The following is a 23,771-nucleotide window of genomic DNA, read 5'->3' as shown; positions in this document are numbered from 1 at the left end:
GACGGCGGGGAGATTGTGATACCGTGGCGCTGCGTAGCCCGGGGTATACCCCGGGTTCTCTGTTACCCCCTTTGCAACTTCACCGGCTCTGACCGGCAGAGCCGCAGGAAATGCGCCATATAGGGTTTGGCCGCATCCTCTTCCCGGGTCACGGCGCAGAGGCGCTTGGTGATGACCTGGGGGCCAAGGGGGCGCGTGACATAGTCCGCATGGGCCTTCACATCGCGGATCACCCAGTCGGGCAAGACCGCCACACCGCGATCCGATCCCACCAGCATCAGGATCACCGCCGTCAGCTCCACCGTCCGATGCGCCCGGGGCTCTACCCGCGCCTCGGTGAGCATTTCGGTGAAGATGTCCAGCTTGTCGCGGCCCACGGGATAGGTGATCAGGACCTGGTCGCGGAAATCCTCGGCCTCGATCATGGGCTTGGCGGCCAGCGGGTTCTTCGACGAGGCCACGAAGGTCGGGTGATAGTCAAAAAGCGGATGGGCGGTCAGCCCCTCCAGCCCCTCGGGGTTGGAGGAGATCACCAGGTCGACCTCCTCCCGCACCAGGGCCGGGAAGCTGTCAAAGGCAAGCCCCGCGCGGATATCGACATCGACCTCGGGCCAGGCGTGGCGGAACATCTCCAGGACCGGAAACAGCCAGTCGAAACAGGCATGGCACTGGATGGCGATATGCAGCCGCCCCGTCTTGCCCGATTGCAGCGCGCGGAACTCTTCCTCCAGCGCCGCCACCTCGGGCAGGATCCGTTCGGCCGCCCGCAGCATCCTGACCCCCGCCGCCGAAAGCCGCATGGGTTTGGAGCGGCGCACGAAAAGCTCCATCCCGACCTGCGCCTCCAGCCCCGCCACCTGGTGCGACAGCGCCGATTGCGTCGTGTTCAGGATATCGGCGGCCTTGGCCAAGCCCCCCGCCTGGTGGATCGCCCGCAGCGTCCGGAAGTGCCGCAGCTCCAGGTACATGAGTCCAACCTCATCATCTTCGTGAAAACTATGAATTGGATTCACAATCGTCGATCTGGGATAAGGGGTCAAGCAAAGGAGCCTGCCATGACCCGTATCTCGTTCGAATTCTTCCCGCCCCAGACGCTGGACGCTTCCTTCCGGCTGTTCGAGACCGTGCAGGCCCTGGCCCCGATGGCCCCCGAATTCGTCTCGGTCACCTATGGCGCGGGCGGCACGACGCGGAAACTGACCCATGAGGCGGTGGGCACGATCCGCCGGAACTACGGGCTGAACGTGGCCGCCCACCTGACCTGTGTCGATGCGACCAAGGCGGAAACGCTGGAAATCGCCGATGCCTACAAGGCCGAGGGCGTGACCGAGATCGTGGCGCTGCGCGGCGATGCCCCCAAGGGCGCCCCCCGCTTCACCCCCCATCCCCAGGGCTTTGCCCATGCGGCGGAACTGGTGGGCGCGCTGGCGGCCAAGGGCTTCAAGGTCCGCGTCGGCGCCTATCCCGAGCGTCACCCCGATGCGGCCGACGCCCGCGCCGATATCCACTGGCTGAAGGCCAAGCTCGATGCCGGCGCCACTTCCGCCATCACGCAATTCTTCTTCGAGGCCGAGACCTTCCTGCGCTTCCGCGATGCCTGCGTGAAGGAGGGCATCACCGCCGAACTCATCCCCGGCATCCTGCCGATCCAGTCCTGGGAGGGCGCGAAACGCTTCGCCCAGCGCTGCGGCGCCCATGTCCCCGGCCGCCTGGACGAGGGCTTCACCGTCGCCACCCGCGACGGCCGCGAAGACCTCTTCGCGCTGGCGCAATGCACGACGCTCTGCGACCGGCTGATCTCCGAGGGCGTGGGCGCCTTGCATTTCTACACGCTCAACCGCCCGCATCTGACGCGGGAAGTGGTGCGCGCCCTGGGGCTGGCCCCGGAAGTGGCGCTGGAAAAGGTGGCCTGAGCCGCAAGGCCAGGCCATCCCGTCTCCCTGTTGGGCGCGAAAGCGCCTGGCGTCCCTCCGGCCCGAGGAAACTCGGGCCGGTTTTTTCATCCCCTGCCCGATTTTCCGGCATTCCCGGAAAGTGCTTTCGCAGGCCCCCCGCAGGCAAGGCTGGACAAGCGGCCCAATCCATCGCCCAATGGAGGCGCCACGCCCCTTTCCGCCGCATCGGGGGGCGAAGCGCAGGACCAGACCGCGGCGAGGCAGAACCATGGCAGAGCTTGCGTTTCTCCTGAACGGAACGCCGGTCCGTCTGACGGATGTCCCCCCCACCGTGACGCTCCTCGACTGGCTGCGCGAGAGCCGCGGGTTGAAAGGCACCAAGGAGGGCTGCAACGAGGGCGATTGCGGCGCCTGCACGGTCATGGTGCAGGACGACCAGGGGCCAAGGGCGCTGAACGCCTGCATCCTCTTCATGGGCCAGCTCGACGGCAAGGCGATCACCACGGTCGAGGGCCTGACCGCGCCCGACGGCTCCCCCCACCCGGTGCAAGAGGCGATGGTGACCCATCACGGGTCGCAATGCGGCTTTTGCACCCCAGGCTTCGTCATGTCGCTGGCCACCGCCCACCTGACGGGCGAGCGCGACCACGACATGGTTCTGGCCGGCAACCTCTGCCGCTGCACGGGCTATGCGCCGATCATAAGGGCCGCCGAGGCCGCAAAAGACCTCCCCTCACCGCCGCATATCGCTTTCAATTTGGCCGAAATATCCACGGGGTTCCCCAAGGGGGGCGTGCCCCCCTTGGGCGAGGGGGTTCGGGGGGCGAGCAGCCCCCCGACCTCGCTGGACGCTTTCGCCACCTGGTATGAAGAGAACCCCGACGCCACCCTGATCGCCGGGGCCACCGATGTCGGCCTCTGGGTGACGAAACAACTGCGCGACCTGCCGAAACCCGTCTTCCTCGCCCCCCTTTCCGAACTCAACCAGATCACCTCCGATGGCGCCGCCCTCACCATTGGCGCGGGCGTCACCATCGAGACCCTGCGCAAGGCGCTGAGCGCCTCTCACCCCGGTTTTGCCCGGATGCTGCGCCGCTATGCCTCGCTCCAGGTGAGGAACGCCGCGACCATCGGCGGCAATATCGCCAATGGCTCGCCCATCGGCGACGGCCCGCCCGCGCTGATCGCCATGGGCGCCACGCTCACCCTGCGCAAGGGCGCCAGCCGCAGGACCATCCCGCTGGAGGACTTCTTCCTCGCCTACCGCAAACAGGACCGCCAGCCCGGCGAGTTCGTCGAAAGCGTCACGATCCCCGCCTCGGCGCCCAACCTGCGCTGCTACAAGGTCTCCAAGCGCTTCGACCAGGACATTTCGGCGGTTCTCGGCTGTTTCGACCTGGCGGCAGAGGGCGGCATCATCCGATCCGCCCGCATCGCCTTTGGCGGCATGGCGGGCACGCCGAAACGCGCCCTTGCGGTGGAACAAGCCCTCATCGGCCGCGCCTTGACGCCAGAGGGCATCGCCCCCGCCCTGCCCGCCTTCGCCCAAGACTTCCAGCCCCTTTCCGACATGCGCGCCTCCGCCGCCTATCGGCTCAAGGTCGCCCAAAACCTCCTGACCCGCTATGCGCTCGAGGCAGGGGGAATCCCCACCTCGGTGCTGGAGGTCGCGCCATGAGAAAGCAAGCCGGAGCCCTCGGGGCCGCCCTTCCCCATGACAGCGCCCCCCTGCATGTGACGGGCCGCGCGCCCTATGTCGATGACCTGAAGCTGCCCGGCGATGCCCTGCACCTGGCCTTCGGCCTTTCGACCGTGGCCCATGCCGAGATCGAAGCCCTGGACCTCTCGGCCGTCCGCGCCGCCCCCGGCGTGGTTCTGGTCCTGACCGCGCAGGATTTCGACCATGTGCCGGATGTCTCGCCCGTGGCGGGGGACGAGCCGCTCTTGGCCGATGGCACCGTCCATTACCTTGGCCAGGCGGTCTTCCTGGTGGCCGCGACCAGCCACCTTGCGGCCCGCAAGGCCGCGCGGCTGGCAAAGGTGACCTACCGCGAAAGGCCCGCCATCCTGACGGTCGAAGAGGCCCTTGCGGCGGGCTCCCGCTTTGAAACCGGGCCGATCACCTGGGCACGCGGCGACCTTTCCACGGGTTTTGCGGCGGCAAAGACGGTGGTCGAGGGCGAGATGGAAGTGGGCGGCCAGGAGCATTTCTACCTGGAAGGCCAGGTCGCCGCCGCGATCCCGACGGAGGATGGGGTCCAGGTCATGGCCTCGACCCAGCACCCGACCGAGATCCAGCACAAGGTCGCCCATGCCCTGCACCTGCCCATGGCGGCGGTCCGGGTCGAGATGCGGCGGATGGGCGGCGGCTTTGGCGGGAAAGAGAGCCAGGGCAATGCCTTGGCCGTGGCTTGCGCCGTGGTGGCCTCGCGCACCGGGCGGCCCGCCAAGATGCGCTATGACCGTGACGACGACATGATGATCACCGGCAAGCGTCATGACCTGAAGATCCGCTACCGGGCGGGCTGCGATGCGCAGGGCCGCATCACCGCCATGGAGGTCGTGCATCTGATGCGCTGCGGCTGGAGCCAGGACCTGAGCCTCGCGGTGGCCGACCGCGCCATGCTGCATGCCGACAACGCCTATTTCATTCCCAACATCCGCATCGAAAGCCACAGGCTGAAGACCAACACCCAAAGCGCCACGGCCTATCGCGGCTTTGGCGGGCCGCAGGGCATCGTGGGGATGGAGCGGATCATCGACCACCTCGCCCATGCGACGGGGCGGGATCCGGTCGCGATCATGCAGGCGAATTTCTATGCGGAACGGCCGGGGGGTTCACCCGCAAAGGCAAGTCCGGGGGTTTCACCCCCGGGCCCCCAGGATATTTCCGCCAAGTTGAAAGGCGAGGTTCAGACCACGCAATACGGGATGGAGGTCGAGGATTCGGTCTCGGGGCGGCTGGTGGGCAAGCTTCTGGCGGATTGCGATTACCACGCCCGCAAGGCCGCGATTGCGGAGTGGAATGCGGGCAGCCCGGTGTTAAAGCGCGGGATCGCGGTGACGCCGGTGAAGTTCGGGATCTCCTTCACGCTGACCTTCCTGAACCAGGCGGGGGCCCTGGTCCATGTCTACCAGGATGGCTCGGTCCATCTGTCCCATGGCGGGACCGAGATGGGACAGGGGCTGAACCAGAAGGTGGCCCAGGTCGTGGCCGAGGTGTTCGGGCTATCGGCGCGCGACATCCAGATCACGGCGGCCGATACGGGCAAGGTGCCCAATACCTCGGCCACGGCGGCCTCTTCGGGGTCGGATCTGAACGGCAAGGCGGCCGAGGCGGCTGCCCTGACGATCCGCGCCCGGATGGCGGAGTTCCTTGCGGGCAAATACGGAGTCGCCGCCGATACAGTGCGCTTCAAGGGCGGCGAGGTCCTGGTGGCGGGCGAAAGCCACGCCTTCGCCCGCGTCGCCGAATGGGTCTGGCAGGCGCGGATTTCGCTCTCCTCCACCGGCTTCTACGCCACGCCCAAGATCACCTGGGACCGGGTGCGGGGCCAGGGCCGGCCCTTCCTCTATTTCGCCTATGGCGCGGCGGTCACCGAGGTGGTGATCGACACGCTGACCGGCGAGAACCGCATCCTGCGCACGGACATCCTGCACGACTGTGGCAGGTCGCTGAACCCGGCGCTGGATATCGGCCAGGTCGAGGGCGCCTATGTCCAGGGCGCAGGCTGGCTGACCACCGAGGAACTGGTCTGGGACGCGAAGGGTCGCCTGGCGACCCATGCGCCCTCGACCTACAAGATCCCCGCCGTTTCCGACCGCCCCGCCATCTTCAACGTCGCGCTCTGGACCGAGCCCAACCAGGAGGACACGGTCGGCAAGTCGAAAGCCGTGGGCGAGCCGCCCTTCAACCTTGGCATCTCGGCGCTGATGGCGCTGAGCCACGCGCTTTCCTTCTGCGGAACCGCTTATCCTGCGCTGGACGCCCCCGCCACGGCCGAGCGCGTGCTGATGGCGGTGGAAAGGGTCCGCCATGGCTGAGTGCCCTTGCCCGGGCGGCGCGGCCCCTTTCGCGCGGCACCCGTCTTTGCGCGGCGCGGTCGGGCCCGGCCCAGCCCCGGCGACAGGGGGGCTGAATGCTTGATCTGACCGCCCTCCAGGATGCCCTGCGCGAAGGCCCGGTGACCCGGGTCCTGATCGCCGCCCATGACGGCTCCTCCCCGCGCGAGCCGGGCACCTCGATGCTGGTGACCCCGACGAGGACCCATGGCACGATCGGCGGCGGAGCGCTGGAGCATCAGGCGACCCAGGCCGCAAGGCGCCACCTGGGACCGCCGCAGGTCAGCCGCATCCCCCTCGGCCCCGCGCTGGGCCAATGCTGCGGCGGCGCCGTGACGCTCGTGACCGAGACCCTGGCCGAGCTGCCCAAGGGCCCGCTGCACGCCGTCTCTCTGGACGGCTCGCCCATGCCCCTGGCCGTCAAGCGCCTCATGGCCCAGGCCCGCGCCCAAGGCGCCCTGCCCGAGACGCAGATCCTGCAAGGCTGGCTGATCGACCCCATCGCCCCGCCGCGCATCCCCGTCTGGCTCTGGGGCGCGGGCCATGTCGGCCGGGCCATCGCAGCCACCCTCTCCCCCCTGCCAAACCTGGGTATCACCTGGATCGACATCGCCCAGGACCGCTTCCCAAGGCAGCCGAACACGACCCAACTCCCGGTCCCCGACCCCGCGACAGCCGTGACCCTGGCCCCCAGGGAGGCCCATCACCTGATCGTCACCTTCTCGCACCAGCTTGACCTGGAACTCTGCCACCGCCTCCTTGCCCATGGGTTCGCCTCCTGCGGCCTGATCGGCAGCGAAACCAAATGGGCCCGATTCCGGTCGCGCTTGCAGGCCCTGGGACAGGACCCCACCGCCATCACCTGCCCGATCGGCGACCCGCGCCTTGGCAAACATCCCCAGGCCATCGCCATCGGCGTCGCGCATCAGCTGATGCGGACCCTTCTCACCCGCGCCTCTTCCCCTTTCACCTTGGCCCAAATATCCCACGGGGGTCCGGGGGTGTGAAACCCCCGGCTTTCCCTCGGGTCCGGGGGTGTGCCCCCCGGACGGAACCGCAAGAAAGCACCCTGATGTTCGACCTGATCCTCCGCCACGCCAATCTCCCCGACGGTCGCCGCGACATCGACATCGCGATCTCCGGGACCCGGATCGCCGCAATCGAGCCCGCCATCACGGCCGAGGCGCGCGAGGTCATCGACGCCACCGGCCGCCTCGTCAGCCCGCAATTCTGCGACCCGCATTTCCACATGGACGCGACGCTCTCCTTGGGCCTGCCGCGGATGAACCGCTCGGGCACGCTCCTCGAGGGGATCGCGCTCTGGGGGGAATTGCGCCCCAGTCTCACCCGCGAGGCCCTGGTCCAAAGGGCGCTGAAATACATCGACCTGGCCGTCACCCAAGGGATGGGGGCGATCCGCACCCATGTCGATACCTCCGACCCCCGCCTCGTGACGGTCGAGGCCATGCTCGAGGTCCGCGACCTCGTGAAGCCCTATCTCGACCTGCAAGTCGTGGCCTTCCCGCAGGATGGCTACTTCCGCGCCAAGGACGGCGTGGCCTCCCTGGCGCGCGCACTGGACATGGGATGCGATATCGTCGGCGGCATCCCGCATTTCGAACGCACGATGGAGGCGGGCCGCGCCTCGGTCGAAGCGCTTTGCCGCCTGGCCGCCGACCGCGGCCTTCCCGTCGACATGCATTGCGACGAGACCGACGACCCCCTCTCGCGCCATGTCGAGACCCTGGCGTCAGAGACGATCCGCCACGGGCTGCAAGGCCGCGTCGCGGGCTCGCACCTGACCTCGATGCATTCGATGGACAATTACTACGTGTCCAAGCTGATCCCCCTGATGGTCGAGGCGCGGATGAATGTCATCCCCAACCCCTTGATCAACATCATGCTCCAGGGCCGCCACGACACTTACCCCAAAAGGCGCGGCATGACGCGGGTGCGCGAGCTGATGGCGGCGGGGCTCAATGTCTCCTTCGGGCACGACTGCGTCATGGACCCCTGGTATGCGATGGGCTCGGGCGACATGCTCGAGGTCGGCCACATGGCGATCCATGTGGCGCAGATGGGCTCGCTCGCGGACAAGAGCGCGATCTTCGACGCGCTGACGGTGAATTCGGCGCGGACCATGGGGCTGGAGGACTATGGCCTGCACAAGGGCTGCAAGGCCGATCTCGTGGTCCTTCAGGCCCGCGACCCGGCCGAGGCCCTGCGGCTGAAGGCAGTGAAGCTGCATGTCATCCGGCGCGGCCGCGTCATCGCCCGCACCGCCCCCCGGATCGGGGAGCTGATGATTCCGGGCCGCGAGGCCCTGATCGACCCGGGCCAGGGCTTTGCGCCCGAGTATTGATTGCACGCGTGCAAGAGGGCACAAGTGCTTGACACAGAGCAGTTTTCTCTGTCTCGTTAGGAAATTGTTAACCTCGGCGCGCCCGGGGGTTTCGTGGAAAGGCATTCCCTTGCGCCCCGCGCGGCTCTTCTTTGTCCTGCTCCTTGCCCTTGCCCTCCTCCCCCTGGCGCAGGCCCTCCTGCCCGCCGAGCGCGCCCGCCGCGCGGCCCTCGCCGCCTGCCGCGCCGCCCCCACGGTCGATTGCCTGATCGAGGCCGGCTTCACCGAGGCCATGCGCATTCCCCTGCCGAGTCACCTGCCCGAACTCGACGCCTTGGCCACCCTTGGCTACGGCGATCAGGCGCGGGCGCTGGAGATCAGGCTCTTGCAGGCGCAGGGGCTTTCCTCGGCCGAGGCCATCGGACGGGCGGACAGGCGCTTCGCCGCCCCCCTCCTGGCCTTTGCCATCCGGCAGGGCCAGGGCGTCGAAACCGCCGCCCGCGGCTTGAACTCCGACCAGCTCTATCTTGCCGCCCTCGACCTTCTGGGCCAAGAGCCCTACAGCCCCAAAGTCGCCCAAGCTCCAGGTTCCCCCGACCAGGCGGCGACCCTCGCCGGGTTGGTCGAAACCCGCTCCAGAGGACTCTCCCAGCTGGCCAATGCTGCCCGGCTCCGCGCCCTCTTGGGCCAGCCCGCGCAAGCCCTTGCCGCCCTGCGCAAGATCGAGGCGGCCGAGCTTCCCCAACTCCTCGACCCCGAGACCCTCCGCGCCATCGGCCCCGAGGCCCTGACGCTTTGCCACGACGAGACCTGCCGGGATGCCATGCGCATCGCACTGGACCCGGGCGACCTCGCCGCCCTGAACCGTGCCTTTGATCGGATCGCAGCAATCCCCCCCGGACCGGACATCGACAGGCTTGGCCGCCTCGTCGCCCGGGCCAGCCCCGAGGCCGGGTTGATCCTTGCCCGCGGTCTGGAGGTGCTGGCCGAGGCGCTGCCGGGCGGCCCTGCGGAGTTTCCCCATCTGACCGTGACGAAGTTGCTCCTGGCCAAGGGGGCGCCTCCGGAAGAGGTACGCGCCGCGCTGGCCCGGGCCGAGGCCGCGATGCCCGGGGGCCAGACCGCACGGGACAGGGAGACGCGCAGCGCGCGGCGGGACCTGGCCGCCCTTCACGCCGCGCTGGGTGAGGTGGGCCAGGCCGCCGCCTGGATCACGGGCGACAGGCGACCCTTCTGGGACTGGCTCGAGGTGCTGGAAAGGCCCATGCCCGATGCGGTCGTCCCCGCTGTTCTGGCCGAGGCCGCCAAGGTGCTGGAGCCGGGCCAAAGGGCCGACCTGCAAGCCTGCGCCGCCCAGGCCCGCGCCTCTGACGGCGAGAGAGAATGGGCGCGGCAAACCCTGCGCGCAGCGCTGACCCAGGACTTGGGGGGATACGGTCCTGAGGGCCTTGACTGCCTTGCGAAGGCGGCAGGGGTCCTCCATCTGCCGGTCCTGCGCCACCGGGCCGGCCTGGCCCTGGCCCGGACAGCACTGGATGAGCCGACGGCCCGGGGGCTCTTCGATGCGGCCATCGCGCTCGCGGCGCCTGGCTGAAAGCGCGCGCTCTCCGCCCCGTAGCCCGGGGTATACCCCGGGATTGCTCACTCCGCCGGATGCGCCGACATCTCGCGCTTCGGAAAGGGCCGGAAGGTCATCATGATGGCAAAGGCGGCGAGGCCAAAGACGAAGCAGGTCGCATACATCGCGCCATAGCCGCCCGTCGTGTCGTAGATCCAGCCCCCCAGCCAGGGCCCCGAGGCCATGCCGAGGCTCCCCGCCATGCCCGTCCCGCCCATCAGCGTCCCCATGATCCGCATCGGGAAATTCTCGCGGATCAGCACGGCGTAAAGCGGCATGATGCCTGCGTAGATGAAGCCGAACAGCGCTCCGACGGCGTAGAACTGCCAGAGGCTGCCCGCAAAGGCATAGGCCGCCGCCCCGATGGCCTGGGCCATGAGCCCCGTGGCCAGGACGCGCTTGGCGCCCCAGCGGTCTCCCATCAGGCCAAAGCCCAGGCGCCCGAACATCCCCGCCACGCCCTCGACCGAATAGATCGAGACGGCGGCCATGACCGACAGGCCGCAGAGTTGGGCGTAAGAGACGGTGTGGAAGATCGGCCCGGCATGGGTGGCGCAGCAGAAGAAATTGGTCAGGACCAAGGTCAGGAAGGGGGCCGAGGTCACGGCCTCACGCACCGTCATGGTCTCGGGCGGGGCGTCTTCGGTGGGGGCCGCGGTCTGGGCGGGCGGGCGGCGCAGGAAAAGCGCTGCGGGAAGGGTGATGACGGCCACGATCAAGGCCATGGTGGTGAAGACGCCGCGCCAGTCTTGGCTTTCGATCAGCTTGGCCGCCAGGGGCGACATGGTGACCGGTGCCAGCCCCATGCCGGCCGAGACGAGCGAGACCGCAAGCCCCCGGTTCGTGGTGAACCAGCCCGTGACCGTCGACATCATCGGCGCGAAGAAGGCCGCGACCGCGCCCCCTGCGCAGAGGCCGAAGATCACCTGGAACTGCCACAGCGTCTGCGCCTGCCCCGCCGCCCAGAGGCTTGCAGCAAAGAGGCCCGCCCCCACCAGGACGACCGGCCTTGCGCCGAAGCGGTCCGAAAGGCCGCCCCAGACCATCGAGGTCACGGCCATGGCCAGGAAGGCGAAGGTCATGGCCGAGCCGATCCCCGCCGCGCCCCAGCCCGTGGCCTTGTCCATCGATTGCAAGACCACCGGCAGGGCGAAAAGCGCGCCCATGGCGACGCAGCCCATGAGGCCGCCTGCGACCACGACGACCCAACGATAGCGCGGTTCCATCTCCCCCCCTTCCAGGACACCAGGGCCCAAAACTGCAGCCCCTGAATTCCGGGCCCTTTCGTCTCGCGGCCCGATGAATTATGGCCCCAAAGCAGAATGACCTTGACGCGCCGCATGGCTGAGACACCCTCGCGGGGGGTCAAGCTTGTGCGGGGCGCCGAACTTTGATATCAAACGAACATGACTGACGCAAGCCCCGGCGCTCCGCCGCTGACCATCGAACTGGTCCACCAGATCCGCGACAGCTGCCTGTGCCTGGCGACACAGCGCGCGGCCCGGGTTCTGGCGCGGCGCTTCGACCGGCTCTTCGCGCCCTTGGGGATCACCAATGGGCAGTTCTCGATGATGGTGGCGCTGACGGGGCAGTGGCGGCCCAAGCTCTCAGAGCTGGCGCAGTTCCTGGCCATGGACCAGGCGACGATGACGGCGGCGGTCAAGACGCTGGAGAAGCGGGGGCTTCTGACCCTGGCCCCCGACGAGGCCGATGGCCGCATCCGCCGCCCGGTCTTGACCGAAGAGGGGCGCAAGGTGGTGACCGAGGCGGCGCCCTTGTGGAAATCAGAACATGCGAAACTGGCCGAAGAGCTCGACGGCCAGGCCCGCGCCATAGCGGCGCTGCTGTCCAAGATCTAGGCCTCCGCGCGTGCCGCAGCGCTGCCCCTCTCTCATGGCCCCCGACCCAGGGGGCGGGGGGAGGCGGGGGCGCGGGGGGGCCAAGGCCCCCCCGCGCCCCCGCCTTTCTCCCCTGACCGGGTCTGCCCCGAGGTCCGACCGTGCCGCAAGCGGAACCGTCGGGACGGGGCAGGCGCGCCGCCTGGCCGGGGCCCTGGATCAGCCCCAGAAGCCCTTGTGGACGGCCGCCGCCTCGTCTTCCAGCATCGGACCGATCACCTCGACCTTGCGCTGACCAGCCGCGAAAACGACCTCGCAGGGCAGGTCCAGCGTCGGGTTCTCGGGGTGGTTGCCGGTGATCTCCTTCAGCGCCTTTTCCGTCAGGCCATAGACCACCCGTTTCAGCCCCGTCCAATAGATCGCCCCCGAACACATGGCGCAGGGCTCGGCCGAGGTATAGATCGTGCAGTCCTTCAACAGCTCATGCGGCAACTGGGTCGAGGCGCGGGTCATCAGCACGCGCTCGGCATGGCCCGTCATGTCATGGTCGGGCATATAGGCATTGTGCTGCACCATCAGCACATCGCCCTCCGGCCCCACCAGGATGCAGGCGAAGGGATGGTTTCCCGCCTCGCGTGCCTTGGCGGATTCGGCGATGGCGCGGCGCAACAGGGCCTTGTGGTCAAGTTCGGGCATGGGGGCCTCCTTTCCCGCCAGCCTGCCGCGCCCCCGCCCGCCCGGCAAGGGGCTTTGCCTAAAGCCCGGGCAGCCTGGTGCCCTTTGCCTTGGCTTTGAGCAGATCGGGCGGTTTTGCTTGTCTCGCACCGGCTCTGGGGCTAGCCTTTGGGCAAAGATCAGTCACATCAGAGGGCTGACGAAACCCAGGGGGACGGTTTGCGGCACGGCATCGGGGCATTTGCCCGGAATTGCGGCGGTTTGTTGCGCTTTTGTGAAGCTGCTTCAAATGCGACCGGCATAGTCAGAACCGCCGATCCGCTTTCTCCTGTGGGCCGAACCAAGGGGGCCACATGACGGCAAGGCTGGAGTTGAAGGGCATCACCAAGCGCTTTCCGGGCGTCCTGGCCAATGACCATGTGGGCTTTGCGGTTCAGCCCGGAGAGATTCATGCGCTTCTGGGCGAGAACGGGGCGGGCAAGTCCACCCTCGTCAAGATGATCTACGGCATCATGCAGCCCGACGAGGGCGAGATCCTGTGGAACGGCGCCCGGATCACGGTCGCCAACCCCAAGGCCGCGCGCAAGCTCGGCATCGGCATGGTCTTTCAGCACTTCTCGCTCTTCGAGGCGCTGACGGTCTTGGAAAACATCGCCCTTGGCATGGACGCCAATATCCCCGCCCGCGAGCTGGAAGCGAAGATCCGCGCCGTCATGACGCAATACGGGCTTCTCCTCGACCCCTCCCGCGTGGTCTCGACCCTGTCGGTGGGCGAGCGTCAGCGGATCGAGATCGTGCGGGCGCTCCTCTTGAACCCCTCGCTTCTGATCATGGACGAGCCGACCTCGGTGCTGACCCCGCAGGAGGTCGATCAGCTTTTCGTGGTGCTGCGGAAGCTGGCCTCGGAAGGGTGCTCGATCCTTTATATCTCCCACAAGCTGCATGAAATCAAAGCCTTGTGCGATACGGCGACGATCCTGCGCGGGGGCAAGCTGGTCGATACCTGTGAACCCAAGGTCGAGACCTCGCGCTCGATGGCCGAGAAGATGATCGGCGGCAGTCTCAAGGACATCAAGCGCGAGGGGCGCGGCCTTGGCGGCGAGAAGCTGGTGGTCAAGGGTCTGAACCTTCCCGCCGATGGGCCCTTTGGCACGGCCTTGAAGGATATCTCCTTCACCGTGCGGGCGGGCGAGATCTTTGGCGTCGCGGGCGTGGCGGGGAACGGGCAGAATGCGCTGCTCCTCGCGCTGTCGGGCGAGGAGCCCACGGCGCGCCATGCCGTAACGGTCAACGGCACCGAGGTCGGCCATATGCGGGCGCGGGATCGGCGGGGGCAAGGCGTCTCTTCCGTGCCCGAGGAGCGCAATGGCCATGCGGCGGTGCCGGTCTTTACCTTGGCCGACAATGCGATCCTGACGGCGCGGGATCGGCTGGGGATGGTGAACCGCGGTCTTCTGGACGCCAAGGCCGCGCGGACCTATGCCGGAGAGGTCATCGAGGCTTTCTCGGTCAAGGCCACGGGGCCGGGGGCCATGGCCGAAAGCCTCTCGGGCGGGAACCTTCAGAAATACATCATGGGGCGGGAAATCCTGCAAAAACCGCAGGTTCTGGTGGTCAGCCAGCCGACCTGGGGCGTCGATGCCGGGGCGGCTGCGGCGATCCACCAGGCCCTGGTGGACCTGGCGGCCGAGGGCTCGGCCATCGTGGTGATCTCCCAGGACCTGGACGAGCTTCTGTCCCTCTGCGACACCCTGGCGGTGATCAATGGCGGCAGGCTTTCGACCCCGATGGCGGTCTCTGACGCCAAGATCGACGAAATCGGCCTGCTCATGGGCGGCATTCACGGCGAACAAACTCCGGGAGAGGTTGCCCATGCGGTATAAGCTCGAGAAACGCCGCGAGCCCTCGACCACGATGCTGGTCGTGACGCCGGTGGCCTCGGTCATCGTCACCATGCTGATCGGCATCCTGGCCTTTGACGCCTTGGGCGTCGATGGCTGGGCTGCGGTGCGCGATATCTTCCTGACGCCGCTTCTCGCCAGCCACAAATGGCAGGACGTGGCGGTCAAGGCCGCGCCTTTGGTCATCATCGCGCTGGGGCTGTCCTTGGGGAACCGGGCGCAGGTCTGGAACATCGGGGCCGAGGGGCAGTATATCATCGGCGCGCTTTGTGCGGCGGGCGTCGGGCTGGCCTTCGGGCAGGCCGGGGGCTTCTTCGTCATCCTCCTGATGATCGCCGCCGGGGTGATCGGCGGCGCCCTTTGGGCCTTGATCCCGGCGGTCCTGCGCACGCGCTTTTCGGTCAACGAGGTCCTGTCCTCGCTGATGTTGACCTATGTCTCGCTCCAGGTCCTGGGCTACCTGGTGGGCGGGCCCTGGAAGGACCCCAACGGGCGCAACTTCCCCGCCACCGCCCCCCTGCCCGAGAGCCAGATGCTGCCGAGCCTCGAAGGGTCGACCATGCATCTCGGCATCATCGTGGCGCTGATCCTGCCCTTTGCCTTCTGGCTCTTGATGTCGCGCTCGACCTTTGGCTACCAGGTCCGGGTCGTGGGCTCTTCGCCCAACGCGGCGCGGCATGGCGGGTTTGACGCCAAGCAAACGATCTGGGCGACCATGCTGATCGGCGGGGCCATGGCGGGGCTGGCAGGGTCCTTGGAGCTGACCGGCGCGCTGCACAAGATCGACCTTGGCTTTCCCAGCGGCTACGGCTTTACCGCGATCATCGTGGCCTTCCTCGGCCGCTTGAACCCCTTCGGCTGCCTCCTGGCGGGGATCGTGCTGGCGGTGACCTCGGTCGGCGGGCAACTGGCCAAGACCACGGTGCATATCCCCGATTCAACGGCGGGGATCTTCCAGGCGATGATGCTTTTTCTGATCCTCGCCTCCGACATCCTCATCCGCTATCGCATCGCGAAAAGGGCCTGAGCCATGGATTTCATGATTGCGGCCATCATCACCATCGTGGGCCTGACGACGCCCATTCTTTTGGCGGGCCTGGGCGAGCTGGTCGTTGAAAAATCGGGCGTTCTGAACCTGGGGGTGGAGGGGCTGATGCTGGTGGGCGCCATCAGCGGATTTGCCGTCACGGTCTTTACCTTCAACCCCTGGGCGGGGGTTGTGGGGGCGGCGGTCGGAGGCGCGCTCGCCTCCTTGATCTTTGCCGTCCTGGTCCTGCAGCTGAACTCGAACCAGGTGGCCACGGGGCTGGCGTTGACGATCTTCGGCACCGGGTTGTCGTCCTTGATCGGGGTGAATTTCACCGGCCGGATCGTGGCACCCTTCGGGTCGGTCTTTCCCGATGTCCTGGCCAAGGACCCGTTCTGGAAGCTTTTCTTCGGCTATTCCCCCATCGTCTACTTCGCCATCCTCATGGTCTTCGTCGTGGGCTGGTTCCTGAAGAAGACCCGCGCCGGGCTGATCCTGCGCGCGGTCGGGGAAAACGACCTCTCCGCCCATTCCATCGGCTATTCGGTCATCAAGGTGCGCTACATGGCCATCGCCTTTGGCGGGGCCATGGCGGGGATCGGGGGGGCCTATTTCTCGCTCGTCATCACGCCGATGTGGGCCGAGAAGATGACCGCGGGCCGTGGCTGGATCGCGCTGGCCCTGGTGGTCTTTGCCGGCTGGCGCACCGGGCGCCTTCTCGCGGGCGCCTATTTTTTCGGCATCCTGATGGCCTTGGAGCTTTACGCCAAGGCAGCCGGCTTCTCGTTCTTGCCGTCGCAATTCTGGGCCGCTATGCCCTATGCCATGACGGTCGTGGCCCTTGCCATCATCTCTTCCCGTGGCACGGCTGGCGCATCGGCGCCCGCCTGTCTCGGCAAACCCTTCACCCCATCAACCTGAGGAGACTGCCATGTCGATTTCCCGCCGCAACCTTCTGAAGGGCGCCGCTGCGGCTCCCTTGGCCAGCATGGCCCTGCCCGCCTTCGCACAGGAAAAGGTCAAGATCGGCTTCATCTTCCTTGGTCCGATCGGCGACTATGGCTGGACCTGGGCCCACAACAAGGGCCGCGAAGCCGTCGAGGCCGCGCTGGGTGACAAGGTCGAGACGATCTACACCGAGAATGTGCCCGAAGACGCCTCGGCCGAGGCCGCGATCCGCGACCTGTGCAATGCGGGCTGCAAGCTGATCTTCACGACCTCCTTCGGTTACATGGACCAGACGCTTGCCGTGGCGGCCGAGTTCCCCGATGTGAAGTTCGAGCATTGCACGGGCTACAAGCGGGCCGACAATGTCGCGACCTACAACTCGCGCTTCCACGAGGGCCGCGCGGTCCTGGGCACCATCGCGGGCAAGATGTCGAAGTCGGGCACGCTGGGTTACCTGGGCTCGTTCAAGATCCCGGAAGTGGTCCTGGGCGTGAACTCCTTCGCCCTGTCGGCGCAGCGGATGAACCCCGATGCCAAGGTCAAGGTCGTGATGATCGACAGCTGGTTCGACCCGCCGAAAGAAGCCGCCGCGACCGAAACTCTGATCAACCTGGGCTGCGACATCGTCACGACCCATACCGACAGCCCCGCCGCGCTGCAGATCCTGGAGCAGAAGGGGCTTTACGGCTTCGGCCAGGGTGCGGACATGTCGGCCTTTGCGCCCAATGCCCACCTGACCGCGATCGAGGACATCTGGGGCCCCTATTACATCCAGCGCGCCCAGGCGATCCTGGACGGGACCTGGGCCTCGACCGACACCTGGGACGGCATGGCCCAGGGCGAAGTCGTGATCTCGCCCTATAGCGCCGCCGTGACGCCCGAGGCTGCGGCCGAGGCCGACAAGGTCAAGGCGGGCTATATGGACGGGTCCTTCGACATCTTCACCGGGCCGATCTTCGACCAGGACGGGGTCGAGCGCGTCGCGGCGGGGGTCAAGATGACGCTCGGCGAGCTGGCGGTCATGGACTGGTTCGTCAAGGGCGTCGAAAGCGCCTCGTAAGCCGTTTCGCTTTGGCTTTGGGCCCGGGGGAGACCCCGGGCCTTTTGCTTTGGTTTTCCCGGCCATGCGGGGTTGAAGGTTTGATCATATCTGGTCAGGGTGCTTGGGCGGAAGGCCCGGGGGTTTCACACCCCCGGACCCCCGTGGAGTATTTGGGCCAAGGTGAAAGACGAAGGTGGGCGGATGGACTGCGATTTCCTGGTGATTGGCGGCGGGATTGCCGGGGTCTCGGCAGCGGCGCGGTTGGCGCCCGAGGGGCGGGTCGTGCTGGTCGAGGCCGAGGGCGCCTTGGCGCACCACGCCTCGGGGCGGTCGGCGGCGCTCTATGAGCCGCGCTATGGGCTGGCGCCGGTGGTGGGCCTGTCGCTGGAATCGGAAGCGTATTTTCGCGCGGCGGAGGGGGTTCTGTCGCCCCGGGGGCTGATGGTCGTTGCGCGGGCGGACCAGGAGGCGGAGTTCGCCACCGAGATCACGGGCTTTGGCATGGAGCGCATCTCGGTCGCGGCGGCGCGGGAGATCGTGCCGGTGCTGGGCGAAGCGGTGGCCTTTGCGGCCTTTGCCGATCATGCCTGGGACATCGATACCGACCTGTTGTTGCAGGGGTTCTTGCGGACGGCGCGGGGCCATGGGGCCGAGGTGCGGGTGAAGTCCCCGGTGACGGCGATCGCGCGGGTCGCGGGGGGCTGGGGGGTGACGGCGGGGGGCGAGGTGATCTCGGCCCGACGGCTGGTGAATGCGGCGGGAGCCTGGGTGGACCAGGTCGCGGTCATGGCGGGGCTGCCGGCCATCGGCTTCACGCCCTATCGGCGCTCCATGGCGCGGATCCCGGCGCCGGGGGGCCATGATGTCAGCCGCTGGCCGATGCTCTTTGGCTGCGGGGAGAGCTGGTATGCCAAGCCCGATGCGGGGGCCCTGATCGTGTCTCCGGCGGAGGAGCACCTGATGGAGCCGCATGACGCCTGGGCCGATGACATGGTCCTGGCCGAGGGCCTGGCGCGGTACGAAGAGATGGTGAGCGAGCCCGTGACGCGGTTGATCTCCTCCTGGGCGGGCCTCAGGACCTTTGCGCCGGACCGGGTGCTGTGCCTGGGGCCCGATCCCCTGGACCGCGATTTCATCTGGTCGGCGGGTCAGGGGGGCTATGGGTTCCAGACCTCTCCGGCGGCGTCGCAGCTGGTGGCGGACCTGGCCCTTGGGCGGGCGCCGGGATTGGCGGCGGAGTTGGTGGCGGCCTTGCGGGTGGATCGGTTCCGTTAGAGCGGGCTTTGCAGTCTGGTGGAAGGCGGGCCTGCGGGGGCGCTTTCCGAGGGAAGCGGGGGGCTGCCGCCCCCCGCACCCCCTGCCCGGAGAGGGGCTTGCCCCTCTCCGGACCTCACCCTTCCAGGATGATGTCGGCGAGGCGTTGGGAGGCGGGGGTGAGGGAGACGCGTTCGCGGGTGATCAGGCCGAAGGGTTCGACCTCGATGCCGAGGTCGAGGGGGAGGATGCCGACCACTGCACTGTCGCCCTGCGCGACCTGAAGCGCCGAGGCGAGGGCGATGGCGGCCACCGCATCGGATTGCTGGATCATGGCGAGCGTCAGAAGGAAGGACGAGGTGTAAAGCCGCTGCATCGGACGCGGCAGGCCCAGGGCCTGGAGCCGGGTCAGGACGGCCCGGGTCAGGAGGCTGTCGGGGCCGGGCATGACCCAGTCATGGGCCAGGGCCTCGATCGGACGCAGGCTTTGGCGCGAGAAGAGCGGGTGACCGCGGCGGGCGATCAGGGCGATGGGCTCGGCCTCGATGGGGCGGAAGGTCAGGGGCTCGGCGCGCAGGCCCTCGGGCAGGCGGCCCACGGCGAAATCCAGACGGCCCGCGAGGAGCTGCTCGCACAGCTGGTCGGAGGGCTGGACCACGACTTCGACCGAGACATTGGGATGGTTCAGGCGCTCGGCTTGCAGGGCGGGCAGGACGCGGTCCATGGCGGGGCCCGTCACCGCGCCGATGCGGACCTGGCCCACGCCGCCCATGGCGATTTCGGCCAGGTCGCGGGCGGCGTCGTCCAGTTCCAGCCGGATGCGTTGGGCGCGCTGCGCCAGCGCGCGGCCCTCGGCGGTGAGACCAAGGCCGCGCCCCGTGCGCTGGTGGACAGGCGCGTCAATGATCGCCTCGATTTCCGCCACGAGCCGCGAGGCAGCGGGCTGCGAAATCCCCACGATCCCCGCCGCCTGGGTCAGCTGCCCGGTCTCGGCCAGGGCGGCCAAGAGCCGCAGGTGGTTCAGCTTCAAGCCCTTGCGCAGCAGCGCATCAGGCCTTCCGGTTGCAATCATCACAAACCTGTCATGTTTTCATCCCAAAACATGATTTGACGGATATGACGCAAATCTGCAACCTGCGATCCGCGACCGGAGAGGCAAAATCCCGGCCGCTGTTTGTCGCCGCATTCTGCGGCATGGGAGGACAACAATGCAACTTTCTCGTCGCGCCCTTCTGGCGCTGGCTGGTGCCACCACCGCTTCTTCGATTCTGCCGACCGCGCTCTTGGCGCAGGACAAGGGCACCGTTGGCATCGCCATGCCGACCAAGTCCTCGACCCGCTGGATCTCGGACGGCGATTCGATGGTGGCGCAGTTCCAGGCGGCTGGCTATGCCACCGACCTGCAATATGCCGAAGACGACATTCCGACCCAGCTGTCCCAGATCGAGAACATGATCACCTCGGGCGTCAAGGCCCTGATCATCGCCGCGATCGACGGCACGACCCTGTCGAACGCCCTGGCCAATGCCGCCGCTGCGGGCATCAAGGTCATCGCCTATGACCGCCTGATCCGCCAGTCGCCGGACGTGGACTATTACACCACCTTCGACAACTTCCAGGTGGGCGTCCTGCAGGCCAACTCGCTGGTCGCCGGTCTGAAAGAGCGCTTCGGCGACGTGAAGCCGTGGAATGTCGAACTGTTTGGCGGCTCGCCGGACGACAACAACGCCTTCTTCTTCTTCGACGGCGCCATGTCGGTCCTGCAGCCGATGATCGACGCGGGCGAGATCGCCATTCCGTCGGGTCAGATGACCATGGAAGTCTGCGGCACCCTGCGTTGGGACGGTTCGGTCGCCCAGGCCCGCATGGACAACCTGCTGGCCTCGAACTATGCCGACAAGGCGCTGCATGGCGCGCTGTCGCCCTATGATGGCCTGTCGATCGGGATCCTCTCCTCGGTCAAGGGCGTGGGCTATGGCTCGGGCGACATGAAGATGCCGATCGTGACCGGCCAGGACGCGGAAATCCCCTCCGTCAAGTCGATCATCGCGGGCGAGCAGTATTCGACCGTCTTCAAGGACACCCGCGAGCTGGCCAAGGTCACCGTGGCTCTGGTCGACGCCGTCCTGACCGGCGGCACGCCCGAGATCAACGACACCAAGACCTATGACAACGGCAACAAGGTGGTTCCGTCCTACCTGCTGACCCCCGTCGCGGTCGATGGCACCAACTGGAAGGAAGTCCTGGTCGGCGCCGGCTACTACACCGAAGACCAGCTGCAGTGATCAGCCCCCCGGGAGGGCTTCACGCCCTCCCGGACCCTCCCGTGGGATATTTGAGCCAGTATGAAAGCCGCTTGGTCGGCTCTCATGCTGGCGCTATCATCACTTCACGGAGTTCGACCGCCGCCCTGCTCCCGGCGGCGGTCTTGCCGTAACAAGGGCCGCAAAGGCCGATTTGGGGGAATGCGCAATGCCGACACTTTTGGAGATGCGGGGGATCACCAAGACCTTCCCCGGCGTCAAGGCCTTGGACAACGTCAACCTGACGGTGGAACAGGGCGAGATTCACGCAATCTGCGGAGAGAATGGCGCGGGGAAATCCACGCTGATGAAGGTGCTTTCGGGCGTCTATCCGCATGGCTCCTACGAGGGCGAGATCGTCTATGACGGCGGGCCGCTGGCCCTGCGCGACATCAAGGAGTCCGAGGCCAAGGGGATCATCATCATCCACCAGGAGCTGGCCCTCGTGCCATTGCTCTCGATCGCCGAGAACATGTTCCTGGGCAACGAGATCGCCAAGAACGGCGTGATGAACTGGCCCAAGGCCTTCAAGGAGGCGGAAGGCTGGCTGAAGAAGGTCGGCCTGACCGAGCCGCCTTCGGCCGTCGTGGGCAAGCTGGGCGTGGGCAAGCAGCAGCTGATCGAGATCGCCAAGGCGCTTGCGAAAGACGTGCGGCTCTTGATCCTGGACGAGCCCACGGCCGCCTTGCAGGAGAACGATTCGGCGAAGCTTCTGGACCTGATGCTTGAACTCAAGGCCCAGGGCGTCACGCAGATCATCATCTCTCACAAGCTGAACGAAATCGCCCGCGTGGCGGACAGGGTCACCGTGATCCGCGACGGCACCTCGATTTCGACCATGGACAAGCACGAGATCACCGAGGACCGGATCATCCGCGACATGGTGGGCCGCGACATGGCCAACCGCTACCCGGAACGGAAACCCAACCCGGGTGACGTCCTTCTGGAGGTCGAGAACTGGTCCTGCTGGCATCCCGAGCAGGTCGGGCGCCAGATGATCAAGGGGGTCTCCCTCAAGGTCCGCAAGGGCGAGATCGTGGGCATCGCGGGCCTCATGGGCACGGGGCGGACCGAGCTGGCCATGTCGGTCTTTGGCCGCTCCTATGGCAAGAACCATTCCGGCACGGTGAAGATGCATGGGCGCGTGGTCGATGTCTCGACCGTGACCAAGGCGATCGATGCGGGCCTGGCCTATGTGACCGAGGACCGCAAGGGCCTGGGCCTGGTGCTGGAAGAGCCCATCGTGCGCAATGTGACGCTGGCCAACCTGTTCGGCGTGTCCAAGGGCGGCTGGCTGGACAAGCACCGCGAGACGCAAGTGGCCGATGGCTACCGCAAGCAGATGGCGATCCGCACGCCCGGCGTGCAGCAGAAGGTCGTCAACCTCTCGGGCGGGAACCAGCAGAAGGTGGTCCTTTCGAAGTGGCTCTTTACCGACCCCGAGGTGCTGATCCTCGATGAACCCACGCGGGGCATCGATGTCGGCGCCAAGTTTGAAATCTATTCGATCATGAAGGACCTGGCCGAACAAGGCCGGTCGATCCTGATGATCTCCTCCGAGATGCCCGAGCTTCTGGGCATGTGCGACCGCATCTACGTGATGAACGAGGGCCGGATCGTCGGCGAGGTCTCGGGCGCCGAGGCGAGCCAGGAGAAAATCATGGGCATGATCTTGAAGGAAGGGAGGGCCGCGTGATGGCCGACAAATCGACCGGGCACCTTGGCGCCCATCTTCGCGAAAACGGCATGCTCCTGGCGCTGGTTGCCATCGTGGCGCTGTTCACCGTGGCGATTGCCTATGACGGCAAGAGCTTTCTGATCCCGCCGAATATCTCTAACATCTTCCTGCAGAACGCCCATGTGATCATCCTGGCCCTGGGGATGCTGTTGATCATCGTGGCGGGGCATATCGACCTGTCGGTGGGTTCGGTCGCGGCCTTTACCGGGGCGGTGGCGGCCTATCTGACCGTCACGCTGAAGCTTCCCTTCTACGTCGTCATCCCCCTGACCCTGGTGGTGGGGGGTCTCATCGGCGCGGCGCAGGGCTATTGGGTGGCCTATTGGCGCATCCCCTCCTTCATCGTGACCCTGGCCGGCATGATGGTCTTCCGGGGTGCCACGATGTGGATGCTGGGCGGCCAGAACATCGGCCCCTTCCCGGACGAATTCCAGGCCCTGTCCTCGGGCTTTGTCCCCGACCTTCTGGGGGTGGGCAAGCCGCATGGGCTGACGCTTCTGGTCGTGGTCCTGGCGATTGGCGCGATCCTGTGGTCGGGCCTGCGCGCGCGCGCAAGGGACGCCGAATTCGGCATCGAGCCCGAGCCCATGGCCTTCTTCTGGGGCCGCAATGCCATCGTGGCGGCGGGCATCGCCTTTGTCGGCTGGCAGCTTGCGAACTTCCGTGGCCTGCCCAATGTCATGGTGGTTCTGACCGTCCTGACCCTGCTGTATTTCTTCTTCACCGAGAATACGACGATGGGCCGGCGCATCTATGCGCTGGGGGGCAACGAGAAGGCCGCGAAGCTCTCGGGCATCCGCACCGATCGCCTGGTGTTCCTCACCTTCGTCAACATGGGCGTCCTGGCCGCCCTTGCCGGCATGGTGGTGACCGCGCGCCTGAACTCGGCCACGCCCAAGGCGGGCACGGGGTTCGAGCTTGACGCCATCGCCTCGGTCTTCATCGGCGGCGCCTCGATGACGGGCGGTTCCGGCAAGATCGTCGGTGTCGTGGTCGGCGCGCTGATCATGGGCGTGATGAACATGGGCATGTCGATCCTCGGCATCGGCAACGAATATCAATTCATGATCAAGGGTCTGGTGCTGCTGGCAGCCGTGATCTTCGACGTGGTCAACAAGGCACGGTAAAC

General features: G+C 67.0%; 19 protein-coding genes. 15 read left to right on the top strand and 4 right to left on the bottom strand.

The window, feature by feature from the left end; all coding sequences use genetic code 11:
* Positions 1 to 62: 62 nt before the first annotated feature.
* Complete coding sequence (locus GV832_RS13655; protein ID WP_168775442.1) at positions 63 to 968, bottom strand: LysR family transcriptional regulator; 906 nt, start codon at positions 966 to 968, stop codon at positions 63 to 65.
* A gap of 87 nt (positions 969 to 1,055) precedes the next feature.
* Here GV832_RS13655 and metF point away from each other — a divergent pair, with 87 nt between their 5' ends.
* From metF to GV832_RS13625, 6 genes are all read left to right on the top strand, one after another.
* Positions 1,056 to 1,913 carry a methylenetetrahydrofolate reductase [NAD(P)H] gene (gene metF, locus GV832_RS13650; protein WP_168775441.1) on the top strand — a complete coding sequence of 286 codons (858 nt, stop codon included), beginning with the start codon at positions 1,056 to 1,058 and terminating at the stop codon, positions 1,911 to 1,913.
* A gap of 250 nt (positions 1,914 to 2,163) precedes the next feature.
* A complete protein-coding gene (xdhA, locus tag GV832_RS13645) occupies positions 2,164 to 3,573 on the top strand; it encodes a xanthine dehydrogenase small subunit (protein ID WP_168775440.1) in 1,410 nt (469 codons plus the stop codon).
* Positions 3,570 to 5,939, top strand: coding sequence for a xanthine dehydrogenase molybdopterin binding subunit (gene xdhB / locus GV832_RS13640; protein ID WP_168775439.1), 2,370 nt, complete (start codon positions 3,570 to 3,572; stop codon positions 5,937 to 5,939). Before xdhA ends, xdhB begins: the two co-directional genes overlap by 4 nt.
* A 95-nt stretch (positions 5,940 to 6,034) precedes the next feature.
* A complete protein-coding gene (gene xdhC / locus GV832_RS13635) occupies positions 6,035 to 6,964 on the top strand; it encodes a xanthine dehydrogenase accessory protein XdhC (protein ID WP_168775438.1) in 930 nt (309 codons plus the stop codon).
* A 65-nt stretch (positions 6,965 to 7,029) separates the two neighbouring features.
* The gene (locus tag GV832_RS13630) at positions 7,030 to 8,319 is read left to right on the top strand and encodes an amidohydrolase family protein (RefSeq protein WP_168775437.1); all 1,290 of its coding nucleotides are present in this window, start codon (positions 7,030 to 7,032) and stop codon (positions 8,317 to 8,319) included.
* A 64-nt stretch (positions 8,320 to 8,383) separates the two neighbouring features.
* A complete protein-coding gene (locus GV832_RS13625; protein ID WP_168775436.1) occupies positions 8,384 to 9,892 on the top strand; it encodes a hypothetical protein in 1,509 nt (502 codons plus the stop codon).
* 47 nt (positions 9,893 to 9,939) lie between these two features.
* Here GV832_RS13625 and GV832_RS13620 read toward each other — a convergent pair whose 3' ends face one another.
* Complete coding sequence (locus GV832_RS13620) at positions 9,940 to 11,142, bottom strand: MFS transporter (protein ID WP_168775435.1); 1,203 nt, start codon at positions 11,140 to 11,142, stop codon at positions 9,940 to 9,942.
* A 180-nt stretch (positions 11,143 to 11,322) separates the two neighbouring features.
* Between GV832_RS13620 and GV832_RS13615 the strand changes: the two genes are divergently transcribed.
* A complete protein-coding gene (locus GV832_RS13615; RefSeq protein WP_168775434.1) occupies positions 11,323 to 11,775 on the top strand; it encodes a MarR family winged helix-turn-helix transcriptional regulator in 453 nt (150 codons plus the stop codon).
* A gap of 198 nt (positions 11,776 to 11,973) precedes the next feature.
* On the opposite strand, the gene GV832_RS13610 is transcribed toward GV832_RS13615, so the two are convergent.
* Positions 11,974 to 12,450 (bottom strand): nucleoside deaminase, encoded by a 477-nt coding sequence (locus GV832_RS13610; protein WP_168775433.1) that lies wholly within the window; start codon positions 12,448 to 12,450, stop codon positions 11,974 to 11,976.
* A 332-nt stretch (positions 12,451 to 12,782) separates the two neighbouring features.
* Here GV832_RS13610 and GV832_RS13605 point away from each other — a divergent pair, with 332 nt between their 5' ends.
* From GV832_RS13605 to GV832_RS13585, 5 genes are all read left to right on the top strand, one after another.
* On the top strand, positions 12,783 to 14,312 hold the full coding sequence (locus GV832_RS13605) for an ABC transporter ATP-binding protein (protein ID WP_168775432.1): 1,530 nt from the start codon (positions 12,783 to 12,785) through the stop codon (positions 14,310 to 14,312).
* Positions 14,302 to 15,357, top strand: coding sequence for an ABC transporter permease (locus GV832_RS13600; protein ID WP_168775431.1), 1,056 nt, complete (start codon positions 14,302 to 14,304; stop codon positions 15,355 to 15,357). The genes GV832_RS13605 and GV832_RS13600 overlap by 11 nt, the downstream gene beginning before the upstream one ends.
* Positions 15,358 to 15,360: 3 nt before the next feature.
* Positions 15,361 to 16,278, top strand: a complete 918-nt coding sequence (locus GV832_RS13595; RefSeq protein ID WP_168775430.1) for an ABC transporter permease — start codon at positions 15,361 to 15,363, stop codon at positions 16,276 to 16,278.
* 10 nt (positions 16,279 to 16,288) lie between these two features.
* Positions 16,289 to 17,365, top strand: coding sequence for a BMP family ABC transporter substrate-binding protein (locus GV832_RS13590; RefSeq protein WP_168775429.1), 1,077 nt, complete (start codon positions 16,289 to 16,291; stop codon positions 17,363 to 17,365).
* A gap of 183 nt (positions 17,366 to 17,548) precedes the next feature.
* A complete protein-coding gene (locus GV832_RS13585) occupies positions 17,549 to 18,622 on the top strand; it encodes an NAD(P)/FAD-dependent oxidoreductase (RefSeq protein ID WP_168775525.1) in 1,074 nt (357 codons plus the stop codon).
* 115 nt (positions 18,623 to 18,737) lie between these two features.
* Here GV832_RS13585 and GV832_RS13580 read toward each other — a convergent pair whose 3' ends face one another.
* Positions 18,738 to 19,673 carry a LysR family transcriptional regulator gene (locus GV832_RS13580; protein WP_168775428.1) on the bottom strand — a complete coding sequence of 312 codons (936 nt, stop codon included), beginning with the start codon at positions 19,671 to 19,673 and terminating at the stop codon, positions 18,738 to 18,740.
* A gap of 136 nt (positions 19,674 to 19,809) precedes the next feature.
* Between GV832_RS13580 and chvE the strand changes: the two genes are divergently transcribed.
* From chvE to mmsB, 3 genes are all read left to right on the top strand, one after another.
* Positions 19,810 to 20,886 carry a multiple monosaccharide ABC transporter substrate-binding protein gene (chvE, locus tag GV832_RS13575; protein WP_168775427.1) on the top strand — a complete coding sequence of 359 codons (1,077 nt, stop codon included), beginning with the start codon at positions 19,810 to 19,812 and terminating at the stop codon, positions 20,884 to 20,886.
* Positions 20,887 to 21,073: 187 nt separating this feature from the next.
* Positions 21,074 to 22,600 carry a multiple monosaccharide ABC transporter ATP-binding protein gene (gene mmsA / locus GV832_RS13570; RefSeq protein ID WP_168775426.1) on the top strand — a complete coding sequence of 509 codons (1,527 nt, stop codon included), beginning with the start codon at positions 21,074 to 21,076 and terminating at the stop codon, positions 22,598 to 22,600.
* A complete protein-coding gene (gene mmsB / locus GV832_RS13565; RefSeq protein ID WP_168775425.1) occupies positions 22,600 to 23,769 on the top strand; it encodes a multiple monosaccharide ABC transporter permease in 1,170 nt (389 codons plus the stop codon). The genes mmsA and mmsB overlap by 1 nt, the downstream gene beginning before the upstream one ends.
* Positions 23,770 to 23,771 lie beyond the last annotated feature (2 nt).

Origin of the sequence: Stagnihabitans tardus (assembly GCF_009925085.1) — a bacterium.
Taxonomy (GTDB): domain Bacteria; phylum Pseudomonadota; class Alphaproteobacteria; order Rhodobacterales; family Rhodobacteraceae; genus Stagnihabitans; species Stagnihabitans tardus.
This window is presented reverse-complemented; position numbering and strand designations above follow the sequence as displayed.